Origin of the sequence: Streptomyces typhae (genome assembly GCF_009755605.1) — a bacterium.
Taxonomy (GTDB): Bacteria; Actinomycetota; Actinomycetes; order Streptomycetales; family Streptomycetaceae; genus Streptomyces; species Streptomyces typhae.
In genome coordinates, this window is sequence record NZ_WPNZ01000012.1 from 144,979 (window position 1) to 169,759 (window position 24,781).

Sequence of the window (24,781 nt, forward strand, 5' to 3'; positions counted from 1 at the left end):
CAAACAAGAACCGTAAGAAGGTCAGTTCGTATCCGGGCGATTGAACGACTCCCACGTATCTGCCGCACGGCGGTGCCCCGTGGCTGCCAGGAGATGCATCAACGAATCAAGGTGATGGTCGGAAAGGTCGTCAGAGATGGCCTGTGCGAGCAATGAGTCATCGAAGACGTTCCCGAACTCCTCAGCCGCGACAATGATTCGCTCGCGGCGACTGGTTGACCGGCCGATGGCGTCGACCTTTTCAGTCAGATACTCAACCTGGTTGCTCAACTGCTTGACGAGCAGCGCTGTTTCCGTCTGCGCAGCGAGGTTCATGTCCAGCTCATCGATGCGGTGGACAATGCGGCGCCGGGATATGAAAGGGATTCGCACGGCAAACTCTCCAGTCGTAGTGGTGGATTGGGCGAGTGCCCATGGCAAAGGCCCGGACGCTTCCTCTGTCCGGGCCTTTCGTAGAACGTGCTCGACTACCGAGCGTCCTCAACTGCCTTCTTCGCCTCTTCGAGGGACAGGTACCTGTCGATGTAGGTCAGCAGTCCCTCGCTCACGGTCTCGTACGCGTAGAAGTAGGTGGCGGCGTGCTGCTCACCGGCGAAGACCCACTGCCCGTCCTCCCATCCCGAGTCCCACTCCGAGCGGATGACTCCGAGCGACTTCCCGTTGGGTTTGACCAGTCGCCAATCACTGTCGCTCTCCTGGACCCAGGTAGGGCCGGCCAGCTCGTCCAGGGGCGCCGAGACGTGTCTCTCCAGCACGGCCTTCGCCTCGTCCACGTTGCTGCCCTCGCCAACCCACACGTGCTTCTGGTTGGCTCGCTCGTACGTGTAGGTGAACCACTTCTCGGGGTGTCCGTCGTCGGTCCCCTGCACCTGGACCACGTAGCCGCGGTAGGTGGGTGTGCCGGGACGGCCGAGCTGTGGGTAGCCAACCGAGTCGTCCCATTCGGGGCCCTGGTCCTGGTCGCTCATATCAGAACCCCCGCTCGCTCTTGAACTCGTCTACGGTCAGTCCGTAGTTCTCGGCTATCACGTCCGAGAAATCGGCCTGCATATCCGTGACGAGCACGGTCACAGCCGCGTTGACCAGGAGGTGGAGAAGATCTTCCCCATCCTGGTCCAGTTCGATTTCCTCAAGGATGATGTCGGCTGCCGCATTCGCGGCCTTCGTCACTTGTTCCTCGGTGTAGGTTCTTACATCACTCATGGAATTCTCCTTTCAGAGCCTGTACTTGTCGTGCAGCACCTGAAGCGCCTCGCGGGTCTCGTTCCAGCGCTTCATCTCCTCAGGCGTCAGATTCAGACGAATAGCCCGGTAGATGTCCCCCAACGAGCGGGGGAGGTCTGTAACCCGAAATTCCGGAGCCCTCTCCAAAGCTATGCGCCCAAGGTCGAGCCGATCCTTGACCGTGAAGTAGTGGTCATCCGAGTCAGCGAAGCTCACGTCCACGCAATTGAATGTCCTTACCATCATGGAGAAGCGCTCTTCGAGCAGCTTGAAGGCTTCCTGATTTTGCATGTTCTCTCCTTAGAGAGGGCGCACGTCGACTACACCGAACTTCTTCACGGCATAGGCTTCCATGATGTTGAACATGAGCCGCAGTTCCGTGTCTCCGAAGTCGATGACGTCAATTTCCTCCCACGTGGAAGGCGTACCGTGCCGGGAGTTGCCCCAGTTGTTGAACCAGTAGCTTCCGGGGTCGGTCATCCGAGAGACACGAATGACCGAGCGCTCTCGCTCAAACCAATCGAGCTTGTACTGTTCGCCCCCTTCCTTGCTCTCCCAGACGTGGAGCGAGTTGAACCCGTAATTCCCGCCACGGATGGCGAGCGGGTAGGCGTAGGGCTTGCTTTCCGGATTCTCCTTACGAGGCATCACGTCGCCTCTTCAACGGGATAGGTGTTCTGGATGATCAGCTCCCATGCCTCATTCAGCTCGGCCGAGTTGCTGTACTTACGCATCCAGACGACCCCGCGCGAGTCCTCGGTGAGGATCGCGGCTTCGAGCTGGTATAGGCCGAACCAGGCCGGTCCCTCGGAGCTGTCTCCCGCCTCTTGGTCGGGCTGGAGGTGGTACAGCTCTTCCGCTTCATCGCTCTGGAACTTGCTGGACATCAGAGCCCCTTGCTGGAGTGCTGGAACAGGCGGACGGCACGGCGCCGCGGGATGAACCTGCTCGGCTGGAGGCGGCCCAAGGTGTCGTCCACGACCGTCCAACCGCTCGCCCGCTTCGCCCGTTTGGAGACCTGCGAGGCATGCAGCATGTGAACAGCGTGGAAGTTGTTACTGCTCCGGAAATGCCTGATTCTGGGCATGAATCTTTCCTCCGTCATGTAGGGGCAGTTGTCCGCACAGAGGCCGCGACGCAGGCTGGCGAATTACCGGCCTGCATCACGCTCACTGCCTACGGTCAGTCACGATGGATTGGTGGGCGCTTACCGGGGTAAGCTCGCGCGAGCACGTCCGCAGGGAACTGGAGGTGTTCTGCCTGCCTGCGACTGTTGAGCCAAACGGCATCCCAATCCGTCGGTCTCTGCATGACAAGCCCCACACGGGCCTCGTGGAGCCGCTGCATCTCGCTACATTCCTTGTTATTCGGCCCGTCGATGCACACCATCTCGCTTTTGAGATCAACGAGGACTTTGCACCCACACGGGAAGAAGTTCCACCCGTCCTTCAACTCATGGGTCATGCTTAGCCCTTCCATTCGCTACGGCAGGTGGCGCACTCCCAGTCACCTGCCGCTAGCCGGCGGGTACAGGTCATGCATGGACCGACATAGTCGAGCGCGAGCCGCTTCCCCTCGACCTCAGCGATTGCAGCCAAGTGTGCTTCCCAGATCGGTCGCATCTCCTGGCACTCCCAGCACATGTATGCGCCCACGGTGGCGCGGCTGGCGCGTTGGCAGAGCCAGCAGGGCTCTCTCCTGTCTCGCATCATGTAGGTGGCCAACTCGTCCTCATCACGAGTCGAGGGCAGAAAGAAAATCGGCACTGCATCACCTCTCGTGCGGGCATGAGAAAGAGCCTGGACACTTCCTCTATCCAGGCCCTCTACGTGTGCGGATCAGATCACGCTGAAGTACTTGTGCGGCCTCTCCGGGCCGAACAGGTTCCCTCCTATCTGCCACTCGACCCACGCGACCTCGTCGCGCTCGAAGAGTTCGTCCGACAGTGCTTGCTCTACCCACGTGCGCGGACGAGAGGACGCACGCATGTGCGCTATGAAATCGCAGAGTTCGAGCGTAGTCCTGCTCGCGAGATGGCTACGCACTTGCACGGCTGCACCACTCTGGGGCATTGCACCCCTCCTCTTACCACCGGTTTCACCAGACGCTTACCGGGCTCCAACGCGCCCCCGCGGGGGCACAAAGGGGCCCTGAGAGTGCCTAGACCTACTCCCAATACCTCGTGGGGCACTGGGGTCCGCAGCCACACCCCCATCGAGCACCGCCCAGAATTCTCATAGGCCGAACCTCATCCACATTTCCCGCCTCACGGCACAGGTCGGCCCACCTTTCACAATCACCCACCCAGGTGGTTCCGTCCGACCCGACGACAAGCCAGCCACGACGCAGCTTCATTGCACTACCTCCGGTTGCAGGTGATGCGTCGTCGACATTTTCATAATGCATGCCGAGCGTCGCAGTTTCAAGTTTTTGGGCATGGCTACGCCTTGAACCGGGCCAGCTTCCGGTACGTGCGCACGTCCTCCTGGGCGGCCTCAGTCGCCGCCAGGTCCCCGCGGCCCAGGGCCTCACGCTTGCGCGCCACGGCGTTCTGCAACGCACGCTTCGCCTCGGCGCGGGCTTCGTCGACCTGCCGCGTGGACTCCCGCAGCCGCAGCAACTCCGCACGGGCCGCAGAGGCCGCCTGAGACTCCGCCCTGGCCCCTGCTTCCTGCCGCTTCGTCCAAGCAGGTTTACCGTCTGCCCGGACCCCAATGCCTCGCCCCTGGAGCTGCTTGGTCATGCCATTGTCTTTGCGGACACGGGGAACCACGTTGCCGTCCCGATCCCGCGCGGTACGCGGGTAGGGGCGACCCTCGGCCGCGAATTCCGGCAGGAAGGGCAGGTGGTTGGCCTGCTCCGCCTTGGAGAGCTTGCGCCCCACCTCAGGCTCGGCACCGATGCGCCGGAACGGCAGGCGAGGAATGCCGGGGTCGCCGTGCCCGCGCAGCATCGTGACGGCTACGCGGCTGCTGGGGCGAGCACTGACGGGAGCTGAAGGGTACGGTCGCGCCTCCTTCTTGGGAGACTCCGCCTTAGCTGCACGCTTACGCGCGTTCTTGCCTGCGACGGGCACAGGCTTGAATTGCCACTCACCAGACATGGCAACCTCCTTGATCATGCGGGGAATTGAATATTGCATAAGAGGCGAGCGACGGCCGTTTGACCGGACCGCCGCTCTACAGTGATAACCCGCACTGCAACGGGTAGGAAATAATTCAGTAGTGGCCCGCCCTACCGTGCGGGCCACATACCGAGCGAGCAGGCTCCGCGCGTACACACCGTGCGTACTACCCAGTGCTTAAACGGAGCATATGTACTCTAGTTACTAGCGCGCTTCACTCTCCGGCCTTAGAGTTTCGGCCCTACGTGTTCACAGAGGTATCCAAACGGTATTTCCACCCGCCCAGTTATTCGGCCGAAATCCACACGGCCTACACCTCAACACCCGTTCAGGGTTAGAGAGATCACGCGCTATAGAGTTGTCAACTGCACCCCCCTTGCAAGGGAGGGTGCAACGACGGTCGAGCCGTCGCTAGGCGCCGGTCACCTACATCACACCCACGCTGGATACACGCGGCATGACATAGGCCAAGCCTGGCTTACGTACCACCCGTGCGGGGTGGGCATGGGGTGCACTTCCGAAAAGCGACACCCCTACGTAAAGGGTTATTGCAGAGGCCCGACCCATATAGGCATAGGGCATGCTTATTAGAGCCATGGCGGCCCTGTTTGTTTTGCGTTCGGATAGTGCGGCCCTCTACCTCCGCGCCTACCCCGCTTCGCGGGTGGCGCCGGGGGAGTTTGCGCCTTTCCCTTTCCGACACCCAAAGAATATCAGGCGTCGCAGTTTCAAGTTTTGATAGCGCCTCATAAAGGGCTTATGCCCGTTTCCACTGCCCCATTTTGACCCCATTTAGGCGTGGTCCAGGTCACACTGGAAAGACTCTGAGTTACCCAGTTGCAACTCTCGGTGTGGATTATGCGACCATTCTGCATAAATGCAATAACTGTGCGCAACACGTAAGCGCAGAGCGTGACGGCAGGAATAAATGCAGAAAGTAATGTGCGTTTACGAGGAGTTAGTTAGCGGACCTAATCGCCTCATTGATATTCGAATTTCGGGCTGATAACGCAGAGGTAATGCGCACACATAGGGGGTAATGCTTTATTTCAATAGAAGTGGACCCACCGGGGGTACCTTCCTCCGAGCGTGTACGGGTATGAATTTTTTGGGCAGCACGCATTCACCCCACCCGAACACGTACCGTCACGCCCAGCGAGCCGGCCGAGCACCCTCAGAAGGAAAGAATTAACCCCCCAATGTGAGACTCAGGTCTCACATTGGGGGGTTTCCGTCCCAGAAGCCGCATAGTGACATCGACGTCTAGGTGTAGGCGGTTGGGTATACGCCCAACCGCCCTCACAGTTTTTCAGGAGTCGGAGCAGCGCCCCCCCCTACATGGGGGCCCGCTTGGTTGCCTCGATAAAGGAGCTCCAGGAAGCTGGGCTGAGGCTCATTCGGCCGTATCCTCGGTGCTTCGAATCACGCACCAGGATCTTCGTGCAGTCGTTATCAGCCACTTCAACGCAGCTATCAGACTTGGTGTAAGTGCTGGTGCGCCAGTTGGGTTCAGCCATATCGATCACCTTTCTTGTTGGGGCATTCGATCAAAGTGTTGGAAGGCAGCCCAGATCATATCTCGAACCTCACCTCCGTAAACGGCTGACTGTTTCAGCAAGGCGAAGGTCTTGGCATATGTCTCGATCTCTCCGGGCTGCGTCACGGTAAGTTCGGCCGAGTAGGTCTCAACGAGTACCAGCTTGTCGTCGAACATCGAGAAAGAATTACCCTGCCAAACTTGTAAAGGCGCAGAGCGAGGAACGATCCCTGCGTTCACACGGGCCAGCCGGATCAAAGTCATAAGCCGGTCCAGCTGCCCCTTCATCACTTCAGGTCCTCCGAAATTGGAGTAGAGCGCCTGTTCCCCAAGAATCACATCGAACTTGCGGTTACCTCGGTAGAGATACTGCTGACGTTCGAGGCGCTTGGCGGTGGCGGCTTCGGCATCGTCGGGAATCTCGTAGAGGCGAACAACTTGCTGAAACACCGCCTCGGCATATTCAGCTGTCTGGAAAGTGCCCCAAATGACTGCAGGGTCCCAAATCCGAAAGAACTGCGCCTTCCTGTAGACGTGGAGTCCAGACTTCTGACGGCCTTCCGCCCCCTGCTTCAGAATCCGGCGCCACTCCACCCACATCTCCTCGATGTGGCGGACCATGGCCACCAAGTCCGGGAGGTCGGCATCTCGTCCCGTCGTCTGGCACCAGCTGCGAATGTCCTCTTCGCTCGCGTTCTGCTTGCCGTTCTCGATGCGAGAGACCTTCGACTCCTGCCAGCCAATAGCAGCGGCGAAGGCTCGGCCACTGCTGAATCCCGCGTCCTTGCGGAATCCACGCAGCCGAGCCCCCAGGGCCTCTCTTGTCTCTAGCGCCTGACCACTCACGGAAGTGTCAGGGCTTGTACTCGACGGTGGGTGAAGCGATGGACCAGAGCTGATCTCGTACTCGGATGCACTCAGTGATGACGTCGGGGGCCTTGACGATCTCGGAGCCCAGGACACGCCCTGCGCCGTCGAAGTGCCCTACAGCCAAGAGGCTGTCGTCGAAGAGCCACCAGTCGTTGCCGTCCACGGGGAAACGCAGATCCTCGGGGAGCCGCTGCCGCGGCAACCACCGAATCGCCTCGCCGGCCTCTTCGTTCACATCTGTGGTGGCGTACTCCCACTGGATGTAGGGGCTGTGAGGTTCGGTCACGACTCTCACCCGCCGGACGGTCTTCCCTGCCCCCGTGACCCGCTTCATGAGTTGCGTCCACGGCAACATGAACGAGTCGTCGGATGCACGCCCGTTGAGCCAGTCCTCGAACGGTCCTTCCTCGTCCGGCACTGAGTAGTCGTCTCTCAGCTCCAGATGGAAGGCATCGTGCTCGAAGCGCTCAAAGAGCTGGTTGCGCTCGGCGCTGGAGATCAACTGCACGCGGTTCCTCCAGTAGGGCTGTGATCGCGGCCCTGGGGACCTCAACCACGGTCTCATAGTCCGGAATGGTCATCTGCTCCAGGGCCTCGGGGTCGGTGACCTCGCGCCCCTGCACTACATACGTGCCTTCGGGGGTGAGGACCATGAGCGGGTCCCCCAAGCGCCTGAACTCGCCTGAGGGAAGACCGTCCTTCTCCAGATGTTTGAACAGTTCGGTGGGGACCTCCACGACCGTCTCACCCTCGGCGATGGTGAGCTGCATCAGCAGGTCGTTTGCGAAGATCTTCCACCCCTGTACGAGGTAGGTCCCTCGATCTGTCGCATAGAGCGTCGGACAGTCACCTTGCTTGGAGTCCTTGCCAAGGAACCGTAACCGCATGGCTGTTCTCCTGTCTTCGAGTTTGCGTCAGTTTGCTTCGCACACCGATGTTCGGTGCGATGTTCGGCGCCGGTCAACCGATCTCGCGCAAACAGGCGCAATCTGCTTGGGGGTTGATGGTCGCGGTGGCTACGTTGCTCACCGAACCCAAACCGCCCAGGCGGCACCGAGGGAGAGGCGTGGTGACGACCGTGACTAACAAGAGTGTGACGGTGACGAAGCCTGGGGCCGCTGACCCGCCCATCGACGTCGGAGCGATCACCCATATCGTCAGCGAGACACTGGACATGAGCCTCAGTACGACCACGTGGGACGAGATTCGGAGCAGGACTCGCGCACTGACCGGGCATCTGGCCCTACTGGGGGACCGCTGCCAGGTTGATGGCGAGGACGAAGCAGTAGCGCGTCTCTTGGGCCTGGTGGCCAGTCACCTGTCCCTGGACAAGCGGCCCACCGGCCGGAGCCACGCGCACGACGCCTTCGGCTACATGCATGACACTGCTGTCTTCGCCAGGGCGCTCCTTGCGCTCTACGCGCGGCAGCAGGGATCGTCCGCGCCATGATGCGGCAGCGATCTCAGATCGGATTCTGCTTGTGGTGCCGTACGGACGCAGTCCTGGTGACGTTCATCGGCCCTGTGGAGAGCGCCGGCTCGTCTGCTCCAGTGCTCGCTTGCGAGCTGTGCCTTCAGTTCATCCGCAGTTACGTACGCGAGTACGTAACTCAGTGGGACAGGCGTTCCACCGCCTAGGACACCCGCCTCATCGGAAGTTCCGAGAGGTCCCCCGACCCCCCCGGAACTCGGTGAGGCGGGGCAGCACCCCTCCCCCGGCTTCAAGACGTTGGGAGAGGCAACAGACCCCGCCCTCTGGCCATGGACGTCACGAGCCGGACCAGAGGGCGGGTGAGCAAGTGCAGCACGCCCGGGGGTTGCACCCCCTCGGGCGATTCCCCTGAGAGAAGGGCGAGCCATGACGCTCAAGGACGCACTCAAGAGGAAGGCTACCGTCCTCGGCGACGAGGACGACAGCGACAGCCAGGGCGGAGACGCCGGTGGCTGCGGCGACGGCGACGGATGCGGGCGAGAGTAACCCGATGGCCCTGCATCACTGAGCGCCCGGGGGCGGCCACCGACGTGGCCGCCCCTTCCTGCTAGAGGGATCGAAATGTCTGTTCATCATCACGCGTATGTGTGGATCGGGCCAGGTGCCGAGTACAACAACGACTCGCAGAGACGGCCCTACGACCCAGGCCCCAACCCGGACCCGGGGAGGCGGCCAGTGAGCGCTTTTCGCGATGCACCTGTGGCGCCGAACGAACCCGCCAACTGGCTCTTGAAGAACCCGCGGTTCGTGGTTGAGACGTTCCATGACCCAGACCTCGCGGTCCATTGGTACGGCAACCAGGTCAAGCAGCACGCCGGACACTTCGATGGCGACCACGCAAAGAGACCCGAGACGATCGAGGGAATGCTCGCCGCAGCACTGGGGACCATCAAGGGCAACCGCGATGTCGTGAACGGTTGGTGGGGGAAGGGCGGGACAACGTTCTTCGCGATCCATCTGATCGCGTGCCCGAACTTCTGGAGGCCGGAGCATGCCTGCCCTCTGGGCCTGCGCTAGATGTCTGAAACCGCAGGAGACGACGCGCGTTGACCTGCCCAGCCGAGCAAAGTCCACCCACCCCGTGCGCGGGTTGTGCAGCGTGTAACCCAGAAATCTATCTGCCCGCGCAAGAGCCCTTCTTCGGCCCCGGCGAGCCGGGAGGAGACTTCGACCCACACGAGCAGCCCCAAGGACACCCACACTGACTGAGCCCAAAGGGTTCCACAGCGACCGAGATGGGGGCCCGGACGCTTCCTCTGTCCGGACCCCTTTGACCGGGCACCTTCATGACCTAGCCGAAGGAATGTGCCAGCACCCCCTCAGGCTGTTCCACCTGCTTCGGCTTGTGACGGTAGTAGGTCGCCTGCGAGATCCCGAGGGCGCGACAAATGTCCCCTACGGTTGCCTCTGCGCCGAGGGAGGCGCGAGCCTCCTCGATAGACCGAGCGAGTGACGAGCGCCGCTGTTCGGCCCTGCTTCGCTCCTCTCGCAACTTGCGCTCCTCCTCGTCGAGGAACTTCCCCAGTTCCACGTTCAGCCGCTCCGCCTCTCCGGTCAGCTCCTCGGCGATCGAGATGGCGTCTCTCAACTCTCCCACGGCCCCATGGACGCGGGCGGAGAGTCTCAGGGTCTCGGAGACCACCACCTCAGCCATGAGGATTTGAGAGACCTCTCTCAGCTCCGCCAGCTCCGCAGTGACAGACCGCGTCTCGGACGGAGTCTCCGCCATGTGGATGAGGTGAGCGATCACGATGGGAGGGACGCACGAGACTGCCACAGTGAGAAGGTCCGAGCCTTCCATGTAGCTCTGCTCGATCAGGTGAGAGATCGACTGGGCGCCCATGGCGAGCGTGAGAGCCGCGAGGGCGCCCACCAAGGCCGTCACCTGTCCGGGCAGCTTCATCTTCCGCCGGTAGGTTGCGATCGCTCCGGCTGCGAGAGCATAGACGGAGAGGCAGACCGGCATGGCCGGCGCGTAGTGCTCGGACCATCCGACCGCTGTCGCTAGCGCGATCTCTCCGGGGATGGAGAGGTACAGCGCAGCGAGGCAGGCCGCAGGTATCGCCCCTCTCAGCACAGCTTTGATGTACCAGGGGGGGTTGCAGACATAGGTGTGCCCTCGAATCTGGGTGGGTGGAATTTCAGGCCGAGATGGAGGCGAAGCCGCGGTGAGACGTGCCCTTGACGGTCCCGGCGTCTCGACGCTGACGAATCGTGGCCATCAGGAAGGCCCCGGTATCGGGGGAGAAAGCTGTCGTGCCTGCCTCCTGGTCCTGGCATGAGCGGCAGACGCCCCCGCAGTGTCCGGCCGGGAACGGGGCCCGGCAGGTCTCACAAGTAGCCCTCACCGAGGCTCTTGGCGGAGTAGGCGGGGAAGTCCGTTCAGGGGTGAAATTCGTCAGCCGGTGAGAGACCAGGCCGGGCACTGAAACGATCTTCGCGGGGAGGTTCGCAGTGAGGCACTGAAGGATGTCCCGCTCGCTGTGATCATCCCGCAGCCACGGCACCAGCGCGGGCGCCAGGCGCTCGACATCAGAGGCTGCGAGCGGCAGAGAGGCGTGCAGACTCACCCGTCCGAGGATGCGGCGTGCCTCATGGGTCATCTCACGGGCGAGCTGGCGCAGGAAAGTGCTCTCCCCTTCCCCCATCGCTCCGACCTGTTGTGCTTCGTCAGGCGCGGGCTGGGTGGGGGTGGTGGTGTCTTTGCTGTCTGTCTTTTTCCCTTGGGGAGAGCCGCCGTCATCCAGGCCAGTCGGCAGACCGACCGTCGGCAACCGGTCGGTCGGGGAGCCCGGAGACTCCGGGACGTCAGTGACGGTGGTGATGGTGACCCAACGCCCTGTCTCGGGGTCCTGGAGACGTGCCCGCTTCACGTAGCCAGCGGCTACCAGCTCGTTCATCGCATGGGAGATCCTGCGACGGCCGTTCGGGACACGTCCGGCCAGACTCTCGACTGTGACCCTGGTGTTGTCCGGGCACGAGAGCAGATAGACCAAGAGCCCGCGGGCCTCCAAAGAGAGGCCCGCGTGCCTGGCTATCGCGTTGGGGATCTGGACATAACTAGATCTGTGCTTGTTACGCTGGACACGCACTGAAGACCATCTCTCTTCGGTGTCACCAGCCCTCGGGAGGCTGCAACCTCCGCGGGGGCTTCTTCGTGTGCATTTCTTGAATCTGCGACGGACCGTACCACCATCGCCCGTCGCAGAGTCAAGTTTTTCGTAACAGGCCCCGGGATCGCCGACCCGTCGCAGCGCTCCGTGACCTACTTGGCGTCGTCGTAGGTCGTGGTGCCTCCGTCGAGGAGGGGGGCTCCCCTGCGGCTTGCAGCGTTGGAGAGCCAACGAAGGGCGTGGTAGCCGGTAAGGACAACGAGCGTGCCCAGAGCGATGCCGCTCAGCTCGAAGTTGTCGCTGATCTTGAGACTGACGCCACCAATGCCAACGATGACCCCGGCCGCGATAGGCACCAGGTTGAGCGGCTGAGCGAAGTCCACCTTGTTCCGTACCCAGATCTGTGCGCCAAGCAGGCCGATCATGCCGTACAGGATGACGGTGATGCCGCCGAGCACGCCTCCGGGGATCGCGGCGACGACCGCGCCGAACTTGGGGCACAGGCCGAAGAGCAGGGCGAACGCGGAGGCCGCCCAGTACGCGGCGGTGGAGTAGACCCGGGTCGCCGCCATCACGCCGATGTTCTCGGCGTAGGTGGTGGTGGCCGGCCCCCCTACTGATGTTGAGAGGACGGTCGCCAGACCATCCGCCGAGATAGCAGATCCCATCTTGTCGTCCAAGGAGTCACCGGTCATTTCTCCGACCGCCTTGACGTGGCCCGCGTTCTCTGCGATCAGGGCCACCAGGACGGGCAGGGCGACAAGGATCGCCGACCACTCGAAGCTCGGCCCGTGGAAGGACGGCAGGCCGATCCAGTCGGCTTGCTCAACGCCCGAGAAGTCGATACGCCAATGGTCAGTCACCTTCCCCGAGCCGTCGACCGAATGAATCACCCCTGCGGTTCGGTCGAGCACCCACGACAGCACGTAACCGAAGAGCAAACCCAGGAAGATGGCGATACGCGACCAGAAGCCCCGCAGCACAACCAACGCCAGGCCGGTGAATAGCATCACCGCAAGAGCTGTCCACTGATCCTGTGGCCAGTAGGTCGAGGCGGTGACCGGCGCGAGGTTGAAGCCAATCAACATCACCACGGCCCCGGTGACCGGCGGAGGCAATACCGCATGGATCACTTGAGCCCCAAGGAGTTGCACGGCCACGCCACAGGCCGTCAGGGCTAGTCCGACGACGAGCAGTGCGCCTGTCAGGGTTCCTACGTCTCCACCCCGACTTCCGATGACTGCGGATACACCGACAAAGGAGAGTGAGGAGCCGAGATAGCTCGGGACTCTCCCCCGGGTCATCAGCAGGAACAGGACCGTCGCCACACCCGACGCCATAAGTGCGAGGTTGGGGTTCAAGCCCATAAGCACGGGGGCAACGAAACATGCGCCGATCATTGAGACGACATGCTGTGCTCCGAGTCCGATCGTCCTCGTCCAGGACAGCCGTTCGTCAGGCTTGACGATCTCCCCCGGCATCAGGGTCTTGCCGTCTCCATGCAGCTTCCACCCGAAGCCCGCCATGATCACTCTCCAGTCTTGCTCGCCCCGCGCGGCGCGAGGACGAGCCGATTTGAACATCTCGGCAGTTGACCGACCGAATCAGGAGAGGTATCGGAGTGCCTTCCGCCTGTTGATCATGGTCGCTAACCTGTCGACATGGAGCTTGGGGAGCACCGCACCGTTGGTCAGTCTCGTCGTAACGCCCGCCCGATCCCGGAAGCCGATGCGGCGACGAAATTCCTTGCCAACACGCTTGCGAACATAGCCGCTTGGCGTGCCGCTGAAGCTGCCGTGGAGCAGACCGCGGAGGCCGCAGCAGAGGTTGCAGCACGCTTCACGCCAAGGGAGTTCGAGCACGTGGTCCGGTTACTGGCGGAGGATGGCAGCACCTCTTCGATGGCTCTGCTTCACTCCCTAAGCAACGCCGAAGAAGAGCGGATCGGGGACGTTTCCGCAGGTGAGTGGGTACCTGCGCCCCCCACTGCGGCTAGTGATGTACTCTCTGAGCCACATTCGTCGCGCCCGTTCTGATGGGTCTTGACCCGAATCTCGCGATCATGATGTCGGGCGTCGCGACCGTCATCTTCCTGCTCGCCACGCGCGGCCGGGTGCCCAGCTACCTCGGCTGTTCGCTGTCCTTCGTGGGCGTGGCCGCCGTGATCCGCGCGCAGGGCGGCTCCAGCGCGACGGTGACGGGCGCGGTGCTCGTGGTCGGCGCGGCGCTGTTCCTGGTGGGGCTCGCGGTGCAGCGGTTCGGGGCGCGCATCATCCACGCGGCGATGCCCCCGATCGTCACGGGCGCGGTGGTGATGCTGATCGGCTTCAACCTGGCGCCGGTCACGGCGTCCACCTACTGGCCGCAGGACCAGTGGACGGCGCTGTGCGTCATGCTGTTCACCGGATTGGCCGTGGTGTGCCTGCGCGGCTTCTGGTCCCGGGTGGCGATCTTCCTCGGCCTGATCTTCGGGTACGCGTTCTCCTGGCTGCTCGACACGGTCTTCGGCAGGATCCACTCGGCGGACGGCTCCGGCCAGGTCACCGACCACTGGCGCCTCGACCTGTCCGGGGTGGGGCACGCGGACTGGATCGGGCTGCCGTCCTTCCACGGGCCGAGCTTCGAGTGGTCGGCGATCCTCGTGGCGCTGCCGGTCGTGATCGCGCTGGTCGCGGAGAACGCGGGCCACGTCAAGGCGGTCGGCGAGATGACCGGCGACAACCTCGACGACAGGCTCGGCACGGCGATCTCCGCCGACGGCGCCGCCTCCGTGCTCTCGACCGCGGTCGGCGGCCCGCCCAACACCACGTACTCCGAGAACATCGGCGTGATGGCGGCGACCCGGGTCTACTCCACCGCCGCGTACTGGGCGGCCGCCGCGTTCGCCCTGCTCTTCGGCCTGTGCCCCAAGTTCGGCGCGGTCGTCGCCGCGATCCCCGGAGGCGTGCTCGGCGGCATCACCGTCATCCTGTACGGCATGATCGGCCTGCTCGGCGCGCAGATCTGGATCAACGCGAAGGTGGATCTGCGCAATCCGCTGAACCTGGTCCCGGCCGCCGCGGGCATCATCATCGGCGTCGGCAACGTCTCGCTGAAGTTCACCGACAACTTCTCGCTCAGCGGCATCGCGCTCGGCACGATCGTCGTGATCACCGGCTACCACGTGCTGCGGGCGTTCGCCCCCGCCCACCTCAAGAGCCAGGAACCGCTCCTCGACTCAGGCACGTCCTCGTACGACGAGCAGGAAGCCACGAAATAGCCGCATTGAGCGGGACGGCCCGACCGCACGGAGCGGGACGCCCCGACCGCACGGAGCGGGACGCCCCGTCCGCACGGAGCGGGACGGCCCGTTCCCTCGTTCCGGTTAAGCCCGCGCCCGGCGCGCGCACGCGCCCCGCGATGACTGCCACCCTGCCCCCATGCTCCAGTCGCAGCGCATGGCCGAGCACACCCGTCCGGCGCCCGGGGACGGCGGCACCGGCCGCCCGCCGGACGGCGTCCAGGGCGTCGTCGCACGGATGCTCGCTCTCGACGCCGCCTGGCCCCGCCCGGACGGCGTCGCCGTGTTCAACCGCGTGTATCTGGCAGTCACCGAGGAGGTCGGCCGGAACGTCACCGAGGGCCGGTTCCCGGACGTGCGCGCCGCCGTCACCCTCGACGTCCGCTTCGCGGAGCGCTATCTGGCGGCCGTGGACGCCGCGGCGGACGACCGGCCGCCGCCCGCGTGCTGGCGGCCCCTGTTCCAGCTCCGCCGCCACCCGGGCGTGCGCCCACTGCAGTTCGCGCTCGCCGGCATCAACGCGCACATCGGTCACGATCTGGCGCTCGCCGTCGTGGACACCAGCCACGAACTCGGCTGCGAACCGGGCGACCTGGAGGACGAGTTCGACCGCGTCGGCGACATCCTGGTCTCCCTGGAGGAACGCATCCGCGAGGAGCTGATGCCGGGCCCCGACCTCTTCCAGATCGCCGACCCCCTCACTCATCTGCTCGGCTCCTGGAGCCTCGACCGCGCCCGCGACGGCGCCTGGTCGGCGGCGCGCGCCCTGTGGGCCCTGCGGAACCACCCCTGTGTGGCGGAGGGCCTGCGGGAGCGCCTGGACGACGCGGTGGGCCTCGCGGGACGGATGCTGCTCACCCCGCTGCGTGACTGAATCCCGCGGCACGGGAGCACCGCCCGGAACTCCCTCACCAGTGCGGCGCGTTGGCGCAGGGGGCCCGGCGCTCGGCCGGGGCCCGGGAACGCAGCTGGAGACCCAGGACGCACCGGACACGAAGGAGCACCGCCATGGCGACCCGACTCGGCCTGTGCCTGCCGCAGCTGAAGTGGACCGACGTGGGACGTGACGTCCCCGATGTGGCCCGCTTCGCCGAGCGCACCGGCTTCGACAGCCTGTGGGTGTTCGAGCGCACCCTGTTCCCCGAACCGGCGACGCACGGCCTGTTCGGCATCCCGGGCCGCCCCTGGCCCGACCACTACCGCTCGGTCGCGGACCCGCTGGTCACGCTGACGCTGGCCGCGGCGGCCACCGAGCGGGCCCGGCTCGGCACCAGCGTGCTGGTGGCCCCGCTGCACCTGCCGTTCCAGCTCGCGCGGTCACTGGCCACCCTGGACGCGGCGAGCGGCGGCCGCGTCGTCGCCGGACTCGGCACGGGCTGGTCCCGCGACGAGTACGCGGCGTCGTCCGTCGCGCCCTTCGAGCAGCGCGGCAAGGTGCTCGACGAGATCCTGGACGTCCTCGCGGCCGTGTGGGACCCGGACCCGGTCGCGTACGAGGGCGAGTGGACGACCATCGTCCCGTCCGAGGTCGGGCCGAAGCCCGCCCGGCGGATCCCGGTCCTGCTGCCCGCCAACAGCCCGCGCGCCGCCCGCCGCCTCGTGGACCGCGCCGACGGCTGGATGCCCGGCGCGACGGGCGCGCGGAAGCTGGCCGAGCAGTGGGCGGACCTGCGCGGACTGGCCGCCGAGCGCGGCCGGACCGCCCCCTTGCGGAGCGTGCTGAGGGCGAACGCCCGCTATACGGCCAAGGCCTACGAGGGCCAGGACCGCGCCCCGCTCCAGGGCAGCGTCGAGCAGATCGTCGAGGACCTGGTGGCGCACGCCGAGGTCGGCCTGGAGGAGATCCTGGTCGACCTCCAGATGAGCGTGCGCGACGCCGAGGAGCTGAAGGACGTCGCCGCCGAGGTGTACACGGCGGCGCGCGCGGCCGGGGTCTGAGGGTCTGGGACTCAGTCCTCCGGCAGCTCCACCGGCTCGATCTCGTCGTACAGGTCGCCGGGGCCGGGGTTCGTCGCGTCCGTGCTGCCGCCGAGGTGGTGCATGACGCCCCACACGGCGTTCAGCGCGGTCGTCACGGCGCCCTCGGCCCAGCCGGCCGTCCAGGAGATGTCGTCGCCCGCGAGGAAGATGCCGCGCTTGTCCTCGGGCAGGCGGTCCTGCATGAAGTGGGTGAACAGGCGCCGCTGGTAGCGGTAGTGGCCCGGCAGGTTCGCCTTGAAGGCGCCCATGAACCAGGGCTCGTTCTCCCAGGACACGGTCACCGGGTTGCCGATGATGTGCTTCCTGATGTCGACGTTCGGGTAGATCTCACCGAGCGACTTGAGCATGACCTCCATGCGCTCGTTCGCCGACAGCGGCAGCCACTTCAGGCTGTCGTCGCACCAGGTGTAGGAGAGGCAGATGACGGCGGGCTTGTCGGGGCCGTCGTCGAGCAGGTAGGTGCCGCGCGTCATGCGGTCGGTGAGCGTCATCGACATCACGTCACGGCCGGTCCGCTCGTCCTTGTCCAGCCAGAACGGCCGGTCCACCGGCACGAAGAGCTTCGAGCTCTCCATGTAGTGGGTGCGCTCCATCGCCGTCCAGTGGTCGATGGGGAACAGCGAGTCGTCGCACTCGATCTTGGAGAGCAGCAGCCAGGACTGCGCCGTGAAGATCGCGGCCCGGTAGGTGCGGATGTCGCCGGAGGCGTCGGTGACCGTGACGCGGTTGCCCGCGGTGCGGTGCAGCCGGGTCACGGCGGGCTTCGGCTCGCCGCCCTCGTGCAGCGTGCTCAGGGACGTGCCCTGCGGCCAGTGCACGATCTTCTGCGGCTCGCGGTCCCACAGGCGCAGCGGGAGCTGCTGGGAGCCGCCGACGATGCCGCGGTGGTGGTCGTCGGCCTCGGTGTAGACGACGCGCAGGATCTCCAGGATGGAGTTCGGGAAGTCGGTGTCCCAGCCGCCGGTGCCGAAGCCGACCTGGCCGAAGATCTCCCGGTGCCGGAAGGACTTGAAGGCCTCGGAGTCGCACAGGAAGCCGTAGAAGGTCTGGTTGTCGAGCTTCTCGACGAGCTTCGCCCAGATCTCGCGGATCCTGGGTACGTCCCGCTCGCGCAGCGCGCGGTTCATGTCGGAGAAGTCCGCGCCCTCCTCCAGGCAGTCGTTCCACGCCTTCGCCACGTCGCGGTAGACCTGCGGCAGGTCGGCGACGGTCTCCGCGTAGTGCGACTCGCCCTTGAGGTCGACGACCGTGGACGGCGTCGACTCGGCGAGGGGGTTGGGGAAGGGCTGGGTCTCCAGGCCCACCAGGTCGATGTAGTGCTGGAGCGCCGTCGACGACGGCGGGAACCGCATCGCGCCCATCTCCGCCGTCAGCGACGGGTCGCAGCCGTCGAAGCCGACGGTGCGCAGCCGCCCGCCGATCCGGTCGGCCTCGTAGACAACGGGCTTGAGGCCCATCTTCATCAGCTCGTACGCGGCCACGATGCCGGACAGGCCGCCGCCGATGACGGCGACCTCGGTGCCGTGCTCGGTCGCCGGTATCTGGCCGAGGCCCGCCGGGTGCGCGAGGAAGTCGTCGTACGCGTAGGGGAAGTCCGGCCCGAACATGGTGATGGGCGGCTGGGCGTCGGTGTGCTGGACGGCGGTGGGCACCGTGGACGTCATGGGGTACGGACTCCTTGCGCGGTACGGAGAAGGTGGTGCGGGGCGAGATCCCGGGCGGCGGAGCCGCGCCGGGGCGGGCGTCAGCTCTCGGCGAGCGGGCCGTACAGAGCGGGGCGGCGGTCGCTCAGATACGGGTTGCCGGCGCGCGAGGCGGCCAGGAAGGCGGGGTCGGCGTCGGCGAACACCAGCTCCTCGCCGCGTCCGGCCCGCGCCCTGGCGATGCCGTCGGGTCCGGCCAGCGTGGAGAGGCCGACGAACTCGAAGTCGCCCTCGGGGCCGACGCGGTTGACGTACGCGACATAGAGCTGGTTCTCGAAGGCGCGCACCGGCACGACGGACTCGGCGACGAACTGGAACGGGTGCATCTGCGCCGTCGGGACGAGCAGCAGATCGGTGCCGGCGAGGGCGTGCGCCCGGACGTTCTCGGGGAACTCCACGTCGTAGCAGATCATCAGGCCGATCCAGAGGCCGTCGAGGTCGGCCTGGACGACGGCGTGGTCGCCGGGTGTGAAGTGGTCGCGTTCGAAGCAGCCGAAGAGGTGGGTCTTGCGGTAGTTCGCGAGCCGGGTGCCGTCCGCGCCGATGAGCTGCACGGCGTTGAAGACCCGCTCGCCCGCGCGCTCGGGGTAGCCGTAGGCGACGGCCACGCCGTGCCGTGCGGCGATGTCGGCGACCGCGTCCGCCGCATCGCCGTCGGCCGCCTCGGCCAGGCGCGGCACGTCGACGCCGATGGCGTAGCCGGTCAGGAACATCTCCGAGGTCACCAGGAGCCGGGCGCCCGCGGCGGCGGCGCGCTCGGCGGCGTCCTGGAGCACCTTGAGATTGGCGGCGACGGAACCCGGATGGCCAGAGCTCTGGAGCAGGGCTGTGCGCAGCGGCGGCATGGCGGACCTCGGGGCGTGCGAAGGGAGACGCGCGTCGGTGAACGCGGTGGCGTCAGGGGTTCGCAAAGACGTTACGTTCCGCGGCTGCGGCCCGGCAAGGCACGACAGTTGCACCACTGGGGGCGATCTGTTGCGCGTGGGGCGGGGTGGGCGGCGATTCGTTGCGTGCGGCCCGGCAGCCCGGTCGTACGGGGGCTCAGCCCGGGGGCGCATACCTGGCGGCCGGGGCTCCCCCGCGCGGCGGAAGCAGGGTGCAGCCCTCAGCCGGACGCCCGGGACCCCCCGCCCACGGGAAGGTGATCCCACCCGGAAACGCCGGGCGAACAGCCGAAACGCAGGGAGGGCTCGCCATGAGCCGCTTCGCCTTCACCCCCGTCCGCGCCGTCGCCGTGGGCACCGCGCTGCTGATCACCGCCGCCGCGGCGGGCGTCGCCGCGGCCTCCGGCGAGGACGTGACGCGCCCCGGCAGCGGGCACCACGCCGAGGAGCGGACCGGGCGGCAGCAGACCCAGCACCGGACCCAGCACTGGAACGAGCACCGCGAGGCGGCCGCGCTGACCGGCTCGGCGAAGCTGTTCCGCAAGACGACCGAGGACGTCACCTTCACCTTCGACGCGCACCTGGCCGCGCGGCACAACGCCGACCCCGCCAAGGCGACGGGCACCTTCTCGTTCGTGCACCTGGACAAGCCGGGCGGCAAGGGCGGCTGGGCGAAGGGCCGCATCGACTGCCTCCTGACGGGCGGCAAGGTGGCGTCGGCGACCGGTGTCATCACCAAGACCAACATCAAGGAGATACGGGGCAGCCGCGTCGGCTTCAGCGTCAACGACCAGGGCGGGAACGACCGCCTCGGCTACAGCTGGGGCGCGACGGGCGGCCCCGACGGCACCAAGAAGCTCACCAAGTGCAACAGCGCGGCCCCCTTCGAGAAGGTCAGGAAGGGCACGGGCGACTTCCGGGTGACGCCGTGGAACCCCCCGTACCCCGAAGCCCCGTAGGGAGGCGTGAGCCCCGTCCCGTAAGGGGCGCGGGGAACTGCGCGACAAGCCCCCACGCACCCGCGGCAGAAGAAACTAGGCGGGCGACCCGGAGGAAAACCTCCGCATGAGCGGCGAAAGCACAAGGACGGACTTGGTCCGCTCGACGAACGGCTCCCCGGCGATCCGCTCAAGAACCCGCTCGAAATGCCGCATGTCAGCGGCGAAAACCTGGACGATCGCGTCCGCCTCCCCGGTGACGGTGGAGGCGGACGCGATCTCGGGGTACCGCTCAAGACCCCGCTGAATCGCCTCCGGCGAGGTATTGCGGCGACAGTAGATCTCGATGAACCCCTCGGTCTCCCAGCCGAGCGCGGCCGGGTCGACGCGGACGGTGAACCCGGTGATGGCTCCGGTGGCCCGCAGCCTGTCCACGCGGCGCTTCACGGCGGGCGCGGACAGGCCGACGAGCTGGCCGATGTCGGCGTAGGAGCGGCGGGCGTCCTCGGCGAGGGCGTGCACGATGCGTTCGTCGAGATCGTTCAGTCGCACTGGGGGTCGTTCACTTCTCTGCGTGTCACTTCACTGCGGAGAACTCCGCGACGGGCGGGTCGGTCTCCAGACGGGAGCGGCGCATCCCGTACAGGAAGTAGAACACGAGCCCGACGGCCATCCAGACACCGAAGACCACCCAGGTGACGGAGTCGAGGTTGAACATGTTGTAGGCGCAGAAGCCGAAGCCGAGCACCGGGAAGAGCCAGCCGAGCGGCACCCGGAAGGTGCGCGGCATGTCGGGCCGGGTCCGGCGCAGCACGATCACGGCGATGTTGACCAGACCGAAGGCGAAGAGGGTGCCGATGCTGGTGGCGTCGACGAGCTTGCCGAGCGGAATCACGGAGGCGAGAGCGCCGCAGAACAGCGACACGATGACGGTGTTCACGCGGGGCGTGCGGGTCTTGCCGCTGACCTTGGCGAAGGTCTTGGGCACGAGGCCGTCCCGGGACATCGCGAAGAGGACCCGGGTCTGGCCGTAGAGGACGGTCAGGACGACGCTGGCGATGGAGACGACGGCACCGGCCGCGAGGACGGTGCCCCAGACGCTGCCGCCGGCGACATCGTTCATGATCGCGGTCAGGGATGCCGTGGAGCCCTCGAAGTCCTTCCAGTTCCACGCGCCGACGGCGACGGCGGCGACCAGGACGTACAGCGCGGTGACGATGATCAGCGAGAGCATGATCGCGCGGGGCAGGTCGCGCTGCGGGTTCTTGGCCTCCTCACCGGCGGTGGAGGCGGCGTCGAAGCCGATGTAGGAGAAGAACAGGCTCGCTCCGGCGGCGCTGACACCGGCCACGCCGAGCGGCATGAAGTCGGAGTAGTTGCCGGACTTGAAGCCGGTGAAGCCGACGGCGCAGAACAGCACGAGGGCCGCGATCTTCACGATCACCATGATCGTGTTGGCGCGGGCGGACTCCTTGGCGCCGCCGAGCAGGAAGACCATGGCGAGCAGCACCACGATCAGGCCCGGCAGGTTGATGATGCCGTCGCCCTCGCCGGGGGCGGAGGAGAGCACCGCGGGGATGGTGACGCCGATGGTGCCGTCGAGCAGCTCGTTCAGGTACTCGCCCCAACCGACGGCGACAGCCGCGACCGACACGCCGTACTCGAGGACCAGGCACCAGCCGCACACCCAGGCGACAAGTTCACCCATGGTTGCGTATGCGTACGAGTACGAGGATCCGGCCACCGGTATGGACCCGGCCAGCTCCGCGTACGAGAGGGCCGAGAAGAGCGCGGTGAGTCCGGCGATGACGAACGACACCGTCACGGCGGGTCCGGCCTTGGGGACGCTCTCGCCGAGCACCACGAAGATGCCGGTTCCAAGCGTCGCACCGATGCTGATCATGGTCAGCTGCCACATGCCGAGGGTGCGCCGAAGCGAGCCACCCTCGCCCTGGCCGCCCTCCGCGACCAGGCGTTCCACCGGCTTGCGCCGCATCAGTCGACTGCCGATGCCGCCCGGGGCCCGGGGGCTTGGGCGGGTCTGCGGGGGTGCGCCCTGATCGAGCACGCGCTGGCTCCTTCATCGCTGCCGGTAGAGGTGGCAGGGAGCCACGGCAGCCCACGCAGGAAACGGGAGCCACCGAGCAGGCAGTCCCCGCCACGCCACGTACAGCGCATGACTCTATGAGGGCCGGTTCCCGCCCGTAATGCAGCAACGTTGCGCATCGGCGGAAGATCGTTGCGTACGTCGACGCTGAGCGGGTGATCGTTGCGCCGTCCGTTTCGTCCGTTGCGTCTTGCGGGGTCCGGGAGGCTCCGGCAGGGGGAACGCGAACGGCGGGCCGCGCCCCGCAAGGGGGTGCGGCCCGCCGTTCAGGGGGGCGCGGGGAGCTGCTCGGTGCCTAGCTCCAGCTGGCGTGCAGAGGCTTGCCCTCGGCGTAGCCGGCGGCGCTCTGGATGCCCACGGTGGCCTTCTCGGCGAACTCCGCGAGCGAGGCGGCGCCCGCGTAGGTGCAGGAGGAGCGGACGCCCGCGATGATCGAGTCGATCAGGTCCTCGACGCCGGGACGGGCCGGGTCGAGGAACATCCGGGAGGTGGAGATGCCCTCCTCGAACAGCGCCTTGCGGGCGCGGTCGTAGGCCGACTCCTCGCTGGTGCGGTTGCGCACGGCACGGGCCGACGCCATGCCGAACGACTCCTTGTACAGGCGGCCGTTCGCGTCCTGCTGGAGGTCGCCCGGGGACTCGTAGGTGCCCGCGAACCAGGAGCCGATCATGACATTCGACGCGCCTGCGGCCAGGGCCATGGCGACGTCGCGGGGGTGCCGGACGCCGCCGTCCGCCCACACGTGCTTGCCGAACTTCGCGGCCTCGGCGGCGCATTCGAGCACCGCGGAGAACTGCGGGCGGCCCACACCGGTCATCATGCGCGTGGTGCACATGGCGCCGGGGCCGACGCCGACCTTGATGATGTCCGCGCCCGCCTCGATCAGGTCGCGCACGCCCTCGGCGGCCACGATGTTGCCCGCCACGACCGGCACCTGCGGGTCGAGCGCGCGCACGGCCCTGACCGCGGCGATCATCGACTCCTGGTGGCCGTGCGCGGTGTCCACGACGAGCGTGTCGACGCCCGCGGCGAGGAGCTGCTTGGCCTTGCCCGCGACGTCGCCGTTGATGCCGACGGCGGCGGCCACACGGAGCTTGCCCTGGGCGTCGACGGCCGGGGTGTACAGCGTGGCGCGCAGGGCGCCGGTGCGGGTGAGGATGCCGGCGAGGCGGCCGTCCTTGTCCACGGCGGGGGCGTAGCGGCGGTTGGCGCCGTCCAGCTTGTTGAACGCGTCGCGCGGGTCGATGTCCGCGTCGAGCAGCACCAGGTCCTTCGACATCACCTCGGACAGCTGGGTGAAGCGGTCCACACCGGTGAGGTCGGCGTCCGTGACCACGCCGACCGGCCTGCGGTCGCCGTCCACGACGACGCCCGCGTTGTGGGAGCGCTTGGGCAGCAGCGCGAGGGCGTCGGCAACGGTCTGCGTGGGGTCGAGGACGATCGGGGTGTCGAGCACGTGGTGGCGTGTCTTCACCCAGGAGATGACCTCGGTGACGACCTCGATCGGGATGTCCTGCGGAAGAACGACCAGGCCGCCGCGGCGGGCGACGGTCTCGGCCATGCGGCGGCCCGCGATCGCGGTCATGTTGGCGACGACCAGCGGGATCGTCGTGCCCGTGCCGTCCGGCGACGCGAGGTCGACGCCCTGGCGCGAACCCACGGCGGAGCGCCGCGGCACCATGAAGACGTCGTCGTACGTCAGGTCGTACGCGGGCTGGATGTCGTTGAGGAAGCGCACGTGCTGCTCATCCCAGTCGATCAGAGGTGGCCCCCGACAGGACAGCCGGGGGAAAAGCACGTACTTCATTGTCCCATGGCCAAGGGCGCACACTGCCTGGGACGATCCCCCAGGCGACCGGTGAACGCGCTGGTCGGATCCTCCAAGGCGGCCACGCTCCGCTTCCGCGGCGCTGCGCTGCGTGCGGGAACGGGCCCCTCGGCCCGTTCGGTCCGCCCGCCAGTCCGTCCGCTCAGGCCGTCCGCTCAGACAGTCCGCTCAGACCGTCCGCTCAGCCCGTCCGCTCAGCCCGTCCGCTCAGGCCGTCCGCTCAGACCGTCCGCTCAGACCGTCCGCTCAGACCGTCCGCTCAGACCGCTCAGTCCGTCCGCGTCGGTCCCACCGCGAGCAGGACCTCCAGGCCGCGCTCCCGCTCCTGCTCCCGCCCGTACGCGACCGCGTCGGCGAACACCTCCTGCGCGACCGCCCAGTCGTCCGGCGCCGCGTCGGCGTACCCCCGCCAGCCGGTGACGACGAGCAGCAGCCCACGCCCGCCCGGTACCCACGCCGGGTCTTTGAGGCAGTCGGCGAGCGCGTCCCAGTTGCGCCCGAACCAGGCGGGCAGGTCCAGGGCGCGGGCACACCGGTCCATGAACGCGGGCTTGTCGCGCACGCCGTCCAGATCGAGCGTGCGCGTGGCCCAGCCGGTGCCGCGCACGGCGGCGAACACGGACGCGAGCGGTCCACCAGGGCCGCCGGGGCCGCCCGCTTCGTCAGCCGTCATGTCCGCGCCTCCCTCGTCCTCGTACCGC

Annotated in this window: 28 protein-coding genes and 1 pseudogene; 7 read left to right on the forward strand and 22 right to left on the reverse strand. The window is 66.5% G+C overall.

The genetic code is table 11. The annotated features are described in order from the left end of the window. Positions 1-21 precede the first annotated feature (21 nt). The 13 genes from GPA10_RS22490 to GPA10_RS22550 all read right to left on the reverse strand — a co-directional run bounded on the left by GPA10_RS22490 (position 22) and on the right by GPA10_RS22550 (position 7,642). Positions 22-315, reverse strand: a complete 294-nt coding sequence (locus GPA10_RS22490; protein WP_157167074.1) for a hypothetical protein — start codon at positions 313-315, stop codon at positions 22-24. Between the two features lie 152 nt (positions 316-467). Further along, positions 468-968 (reverse strand): hypothetical protein, encoded by a 501-nt coding sequence (locus GPA10_RS22495; protein WP_157167075.1) that lies wholly within the window; start codon positions 966-968, stop codon positions 468-470. Position 969: 1 nt separating this feature from the next. Next, positions 970-1,203, reverse strand: coding sequence for a hypothetical protein (locus GPA10_RS22500; protein ID WP_157167076.1), 234 nt, complete (start codon positions 1,201-1,203; stop codon positions 970-972). 12 nt (positions 1,204-1,215) lie between these two features. Next, positions 1,216-1,515, reverse strand: coding sequence for a hypothetical protein (locus tag GPA10_RS22505; RefSeq protein WP_157167077.1), 300 nt, complete (start codon positions 1,513-1,515; stop codon positions 1,216-1,218). Between the two features lie 9 nt (positions 1,516-1,524). Then, positions 1,525-1,875 carry a hypothetical protein gene (locus tag GPA10_RS22510; protein ID WP_157167078.1) on the reverse strand — a complete coding sequence of 117 codons (351 nt, stop codon included), beginning with the start codon at positions 1,873-1,875 and terminating at the stop codon, positions 1,525-1,527. Next, positions 1,872-2,111: a hypothetical protein gene (locus GPA10_RS22515; RefSeq protein WP_157167079.1), complete on the reverse strand. Its 240-nt coding sequence runs from the start codon at positions 2,109-2,111 to the stop codon at positions 1,872-1,874. The genes GPA10_RS22510 and GPA10_RS22515 overlap by 4 nt, the downstream gene beginning before the upstream one ends. Beyond that, positions 2,111-2,260: a hypothetical protein gene (locus tag GPA10_RS22520; protein ID WP_157167080.1), complete on the reverse strand. Its 150-nt coding sequence runs from the start codon at positions 2,258-2,260 to the stop codon at positions 2,111-2,113. Before GPA10_RS22520 ends, GPA10_RS22515 begins: the two co-directional genes overlap by 1 nt. An 802-nt stretch (positions 2,261-3,062) precedes the next feature. Next, positions 3,063-3,212, reverse strand: a complete 150-nt coding sequence (locus GPA10_RS22525) for a hypothetical protein (protein WP_157167081.1) — start codon at positions 3,210-3,212, stop codon at positions 3,063-3,065. Positions 3,213-3,664: 452 nt separating this feature from the next. Then, entirely contained in the window at positions 3,665-4,345 is a 681-nt protein-coding gene (locus tag GPA10_RS22530; RefSeq protein WP_157167082.1) for a hypothetical protein, read from the reverse strand. A 1,337-nt stretch (positions 4,346-5,682) separates the two neighbouring features. Then, entirely contained in the window at positions 5,683-5,865 is a 183-nt protein-coding gene (locus tag GPA10_RS22535; protein ID WP_157167083.1) for a DUF397 domain-containing protein, read from the reverse strand. A gap of 5 nt (positions 5,866-5,870) precedes the next feature. Beyond that, entirely contained in the window at positions 5,871-6,731 is an 861-nt protein-coding gene (locus tag GPA10_RS22540; protein ID WP_343041219.1) for a helix-turn-helix domain-containing protein, read from the reverse strand. Positions 6,732-6,738: 7 nt separating this feature from the next. Then, positions 6,739-7,263: a DUF6879 family protein gene (locus tag GPA10_RS22545; RefSeq protein ID WP_343041220.1), complete on the reverse strand. Its 525-nt coding sequence runs from the start codon at positions 7,261-7,263 to the stop codon at positions 6,739-6,741. Beyond that, a complete protein-coding gene (locus GPA10_RS22550) occupies positions 7,223-7,642 on the reverse strand; it encodes a hypothetical protein (protein WP_157167085.1) in 420 nt (139 codons plus the stop codon). Before GPA10_RS22550 ends, GPA10_RS22545 begins: the two co-directional genes overlap by 41 nt. Before the next feature lie 182 nt (positions 7,643-7,824). On the opposite strand from GPA10_RS22550, the gene GPA10_RS22555 reads away from it, so the two are divergent. Both GPA10_RS22555 and GPA10_RS22560 read left to right on the forward strand, forming a co-directional pair. Next, positions 7,825-8,205, forward strand: a complete 381-nt coding sequence (locus tag GPA10_RS22555) for a hypothetical protein (protein WP_157167086.1) — start codon at positions 7,825-7,827, stop codon at positions 8,203-8,205. Between the two features lie 717 nt (positions 8,206-8,922). Continuing rightward, positions 8,923-9,264 (forward strand): hypothetical protein, encoded by a 342-nt coding sequence (locus tag GPA10_RS22560; RefSeq protein WP_157167087.1) that lies wholly within the window; start codon positions 8,923-8,925, stop codon positions 9,262-9,264. A gap of 274 nt (positions 9,265-9,538) precedes the next feature. Here GPA10_RS22560 and GPA10_RS22565 read toward each other — a convergent pair whose 3' ends face one another. From GPA10_RS22565 to GPA10_RS22575, 3 genes are all read right to left on the reverse strand, one after another. Further along, positions 9,539-10,324: a helix-turn-helix domain-containing protein gene (locus GPA10_RS22565; protein WP_157167088.1), complete on the reverse strand. Its 786-nt coding sequence runs from the start codon at positions 10,322-10,324 to the stop codon at positions 9,539-9,541. 64 nt (positions 10,325-10,388) lie between these two features. Next, on the reverse strand, positions 10,389-11,147 hold the full coding sequence (locus GPA10_RS22570; RefSeq protein ID WP_157167089.1) for a hypothetical protein: 759 nt from the start codon (positions 11,145-11,147) through the stop codon (positions 10,389-10,391). Positions 11,148-11,512: 365 nt separating this feature from the next. Beyond that, entirely contained in the window at positions 11,513-12,886 is a 1,374-nt protein-coding gene (locus tag GPA10_RS22575; RefSeq protein ID WP_157167090.1) for a uracil-xanthine permease family protein, read from the reverse strand. 135 nt (positions 12,887-13,021) lie between these two features. Here GPA10_RS22575 and GPA10_RS22580 point away from each other — a divergent pair, with 135 nt between their 5' ends. The 4 genes and pseudogenes from GPA10_RS22580 (at position 13,022) to GPA10_RS22595 (ending at position 16,578) form a co-directional block, all read left to right on the forward strand. Continuing rightward, positions 13,022-13,396, forward strand: a complete 375-nt coding sequence (locus GPA10_RS22580) for a hypothetical protein (protein WP_157167091.1) — start codon at positions 13,022-13,024, stop codon at positions 13,394-13,396. Further along, positions 13,372-14,619, forward strand: a pseudogene (locus tag GPA10_RS22585) (uracil-xanthine permease family protein); the annotation flags it as partial. The gene GPA10_RS22580 and the pseudogene GPA10_RS22585, both read left to right, overlap by 25 nt. A gap of 178 nt (positions 14,620-14,797) precedes the next feature. Then, the gene (locus tag GPA10_RS22590) at positions 14,798-15,514 is read left to right on the forward strand and encodes a DUF5995 family protein (RefSeq protein ID WP_425505804.1); all 717 of its coding nucleotides are present in this window, start codon (positions 14,798-14,800) and stop codon (positions 15,512-15,514) included. Between the two features lie 134 nt (positions 15,515-15,648). After that, positions 15,649-16,578: an LLM class F420-dependent oxidoreductase gene (locus GPA10_RS22595; protein ID WP_157167092.1), complete on the forward strand. Its 930-nt coding sequence runs from the start codon at positions 15,649-15,651 to the stop codon at positions 16,576-16,578. Between the two features lie 11 nt (positions 16,579-16,589). Here the strand turns inward: GPA10_RS22595 and GPA10_RS22600 are convergent, their stop codons facing one another. Together GPA10_RS22600 and GPA10_RS22605 are read right to left on the reverse strand one after the other, a co-directional pair. Then, complete coding sequence (locus GPA10_RS22600; RefSeq protein ID WP_157167093.1) at positions 16,590-18,284, reverse strand: flavin monoamine oxidase family protein; 1,695 nt, start codon at positions 18,282-18,284, stop codon at positions 16,590-16,592. 80 nt (positions 18,285-18,364) lie between these two features. Next, positions 18,365-19,159, reverse strand: a complete 795-nt coding sequence (locus GPA10_RS22605; protein ID WP_157167172.1) for a carbon-nitrogen hydrolase family protein — start codon at positions 19,157-19,159, stop codon at positions 18,365-18,367. A 359-nt stretch (positions 19,160-19,518) separates the two neighbouring features. Between GPA10_RS22605 and GPA10_RS22610 the strand changes: the two genes are divergently transcribed. Beyond that, positions 19,519-20,166 (forward strand): Repetin, encoded by a 648-nt coding sequence (locus GPA10_RS22610; protein ID WP_157167094.1) that lies wholly within the window; start codon positions 19,519-19,521, stop codon positions 20,164-20,166. A gap of 75 nt (positions 20,167-20,241) precedes the next feature. Here GPA10_RS22610 and GPA10_RS22615 read toward each other — a convergent pair whose 3' ends face one another. The 4 genes from GPA10_RS22615 to GPA10_RS22630 all read right to left on the reverse strand — a co-directional run bounded on the left by GPA10_RS22615 (position 20,242) and on the right by GPA10_RS22630 (position 24,753). Next, positions 20,242-20,697, reverse strand: coding sequence for an Lrp/AsnC family transcriptional regulator (locus GPA10_RS22615; RefSeq protein ID WP_030360443.1), 456 nt, complete (start codon positions 20,695-20,697; stop codon positions 20,242-20,244). Positions 20,698-20,722: 25 nt separating this feature from the next. Continuing rightward, the gene (locus tag GPA10_RS22620) at positions 20,723-22,213 is read right to left on the reverse strand and encodes an amino acid permease (protein WP_058851915.1); all 1,491 of its coding nucleotides are present in this window, start codon (positions 22,211-22,213) and stop codon (positions 20,723-20,725) included. 334 nt (positions 22,214-22,547) lie between these two features. Then, complete coding sequence (locus GPA10_RS22625) at positions 22,548-23,990, reverse strand: GuaB1 family IMP dehydrogenase-related protein (RefSeq protein ID WP_343041222.1); 1,443 nt, start codon at positions 23,988-23,990, stop codon at positions 22,548-22,550. Between the two features lie 358 nt (positions 23,991-24,348). Further along, the gene (locus GPA10_RS22630) at positions 24,349-24,753 is read right to left on the reverse strand and encodes a barstar family protein (RefSeq protein WP_157167095.1); all 405 of its coding nucleotides are present in this window, start codon (positions 24,751-24,753) and stop codon (positions 24,349-24,351) included. Positions 24,754-24,781: the final 28 nt, after the last annotated feature.

Excerpts from the sequence above, each read along its gene's own strand:
- GPA10_RS22550 (WP_157167085.1), bottom strand. The coding sequence starts at position 7,642 with ATGCGGTTACGGTTCCTTGGCAAGGACTCCAAGCAAGGTGACTGTCCG.
- GPA10_RS22610 (WP_157167094.1), top strand. The coding sequence starts at position 19,519 with ATGAGCCGCTTCGCCTTCACCCCCGTCCGCGCCGTCGCCGTGGGCACC.
- GPA10_RS22515 (WP_157167079.1), bottom strand. The coding sequence starts at position 2,111 with ATGTCCAGCAAGTTCCAGAGCGATGAAGCGGAAGAGCTGTACCACCTC.
- GPA10_RS22505 (WP_157167077.1), bottom strand. The coding sequence starts at position 1,515 with ATGCAAAATCAGGAAGCCTTCAAGCTGCTCGAAGAGCGCTTCTCCATG.
- GPA10_RS22525 (WP_157167081.1), bottom strand. The coding sequence starts at position 3,212 with ATGCGTGCGTCCTCTCGTCCGCGCACGTGGGTAGAGCAAGCACTGTCG.
- GPA10_RS22535 (WP_157167083.1), bottom strand. The coding sequence starts at position 5,865 with ATGGCTGAACCCAACTGGCGCACCAGCACTTACACCAAGTCTGATAGC.
- GPA10_RS22570 (WP_157167089.1), bottom strand. The coding sequence starts at position 11,147 with ATGAACGAGCTGGTAGCCGCTGGCTACGTGAAGCGGGCACGTCTCCAG.
- GPA10_RS22495 (WP_157167075.1), bottom strand. The coding sequence starts at position 968 with ATGAGCGACCAGGACCAGGGCCCCGAATGGGACGACTCGGTTGGCTAC.
- GPA10_RS22590 (WP_425505804.1), top strand. The coding sequence starts at position 14,798 with ATGGCCGAGCACACCCGTCCGGCGCCCGGGGACGGCGGCACCGGCCGC.
- GPA10_RS22595 (WP_157167092.1), top strand. The coding sequence starts at position 15,649 with ATGGCGACCCGACTCGGCCTGTGCCTGCCGCAGCTGAAGTGGACCGAC.
- GPA10_RS22500 (WP_157167076.1), bottom strand. The coding sequence starts at position 1,203 with ATGAGTGATGTAAGAACCTACACCGAGGAACAAGTGACGAAGGCCGCG.
- GPA10_RS22630 (WP_157167095.1), bottom strand. The coding sequence starts at position 24,753 with ATGACGGCTGACGAAGCGGGCGGCCCCGGCGGCCCTGGTGGACCGCTC.
- GPA10_RS22575 (WP_157167090.1), bottom strand. The coding sequence starts at position 12,886 with ATGGCGGGCTTCGGGTGGAAGCTGCATGGAGACGGCAAGACCCTGATG.
- GPA10_RS22600 (WP_157167093.1), bottom strand. The coding sequence starts at position 18,284 with ATGACGTCCACGGTGCCCACCGCCGTCCAGCACACCGACGCCCAGCCG.
- GPA10_RS22490 (WP_157167074.1), bottom strand. The coding sequence starts at position 315 with ATGAACCTCGCTGCGCAGACGGAAACAGCGCTGCTCGTCAAGCAGTTG.
- GPA10_RS22520 (WP_157167080.1), bottom strand. The coding sequence starts at position 2,260 with ATGCTGCATGCCTCGCAGGTCTCCAAACGGGCGAAGCGGGCGAGCGGT.
- GPA10_RS22530 (WP_157167082.1), bottom strand. The coding sequence starts at position 4,345 with ATGATCAAGGAGGTTGCCATGTCTGGTGAGTGGCAATTCAAGCCTGTG.
- GPA10_RS22580 (WP_157167091.1), top strand. The coding sequence starts at position 13,022 with ATGGAGCTTGGGGAGCACCGCACCGTTGGTCAGTCTCGTCGTAACGCC.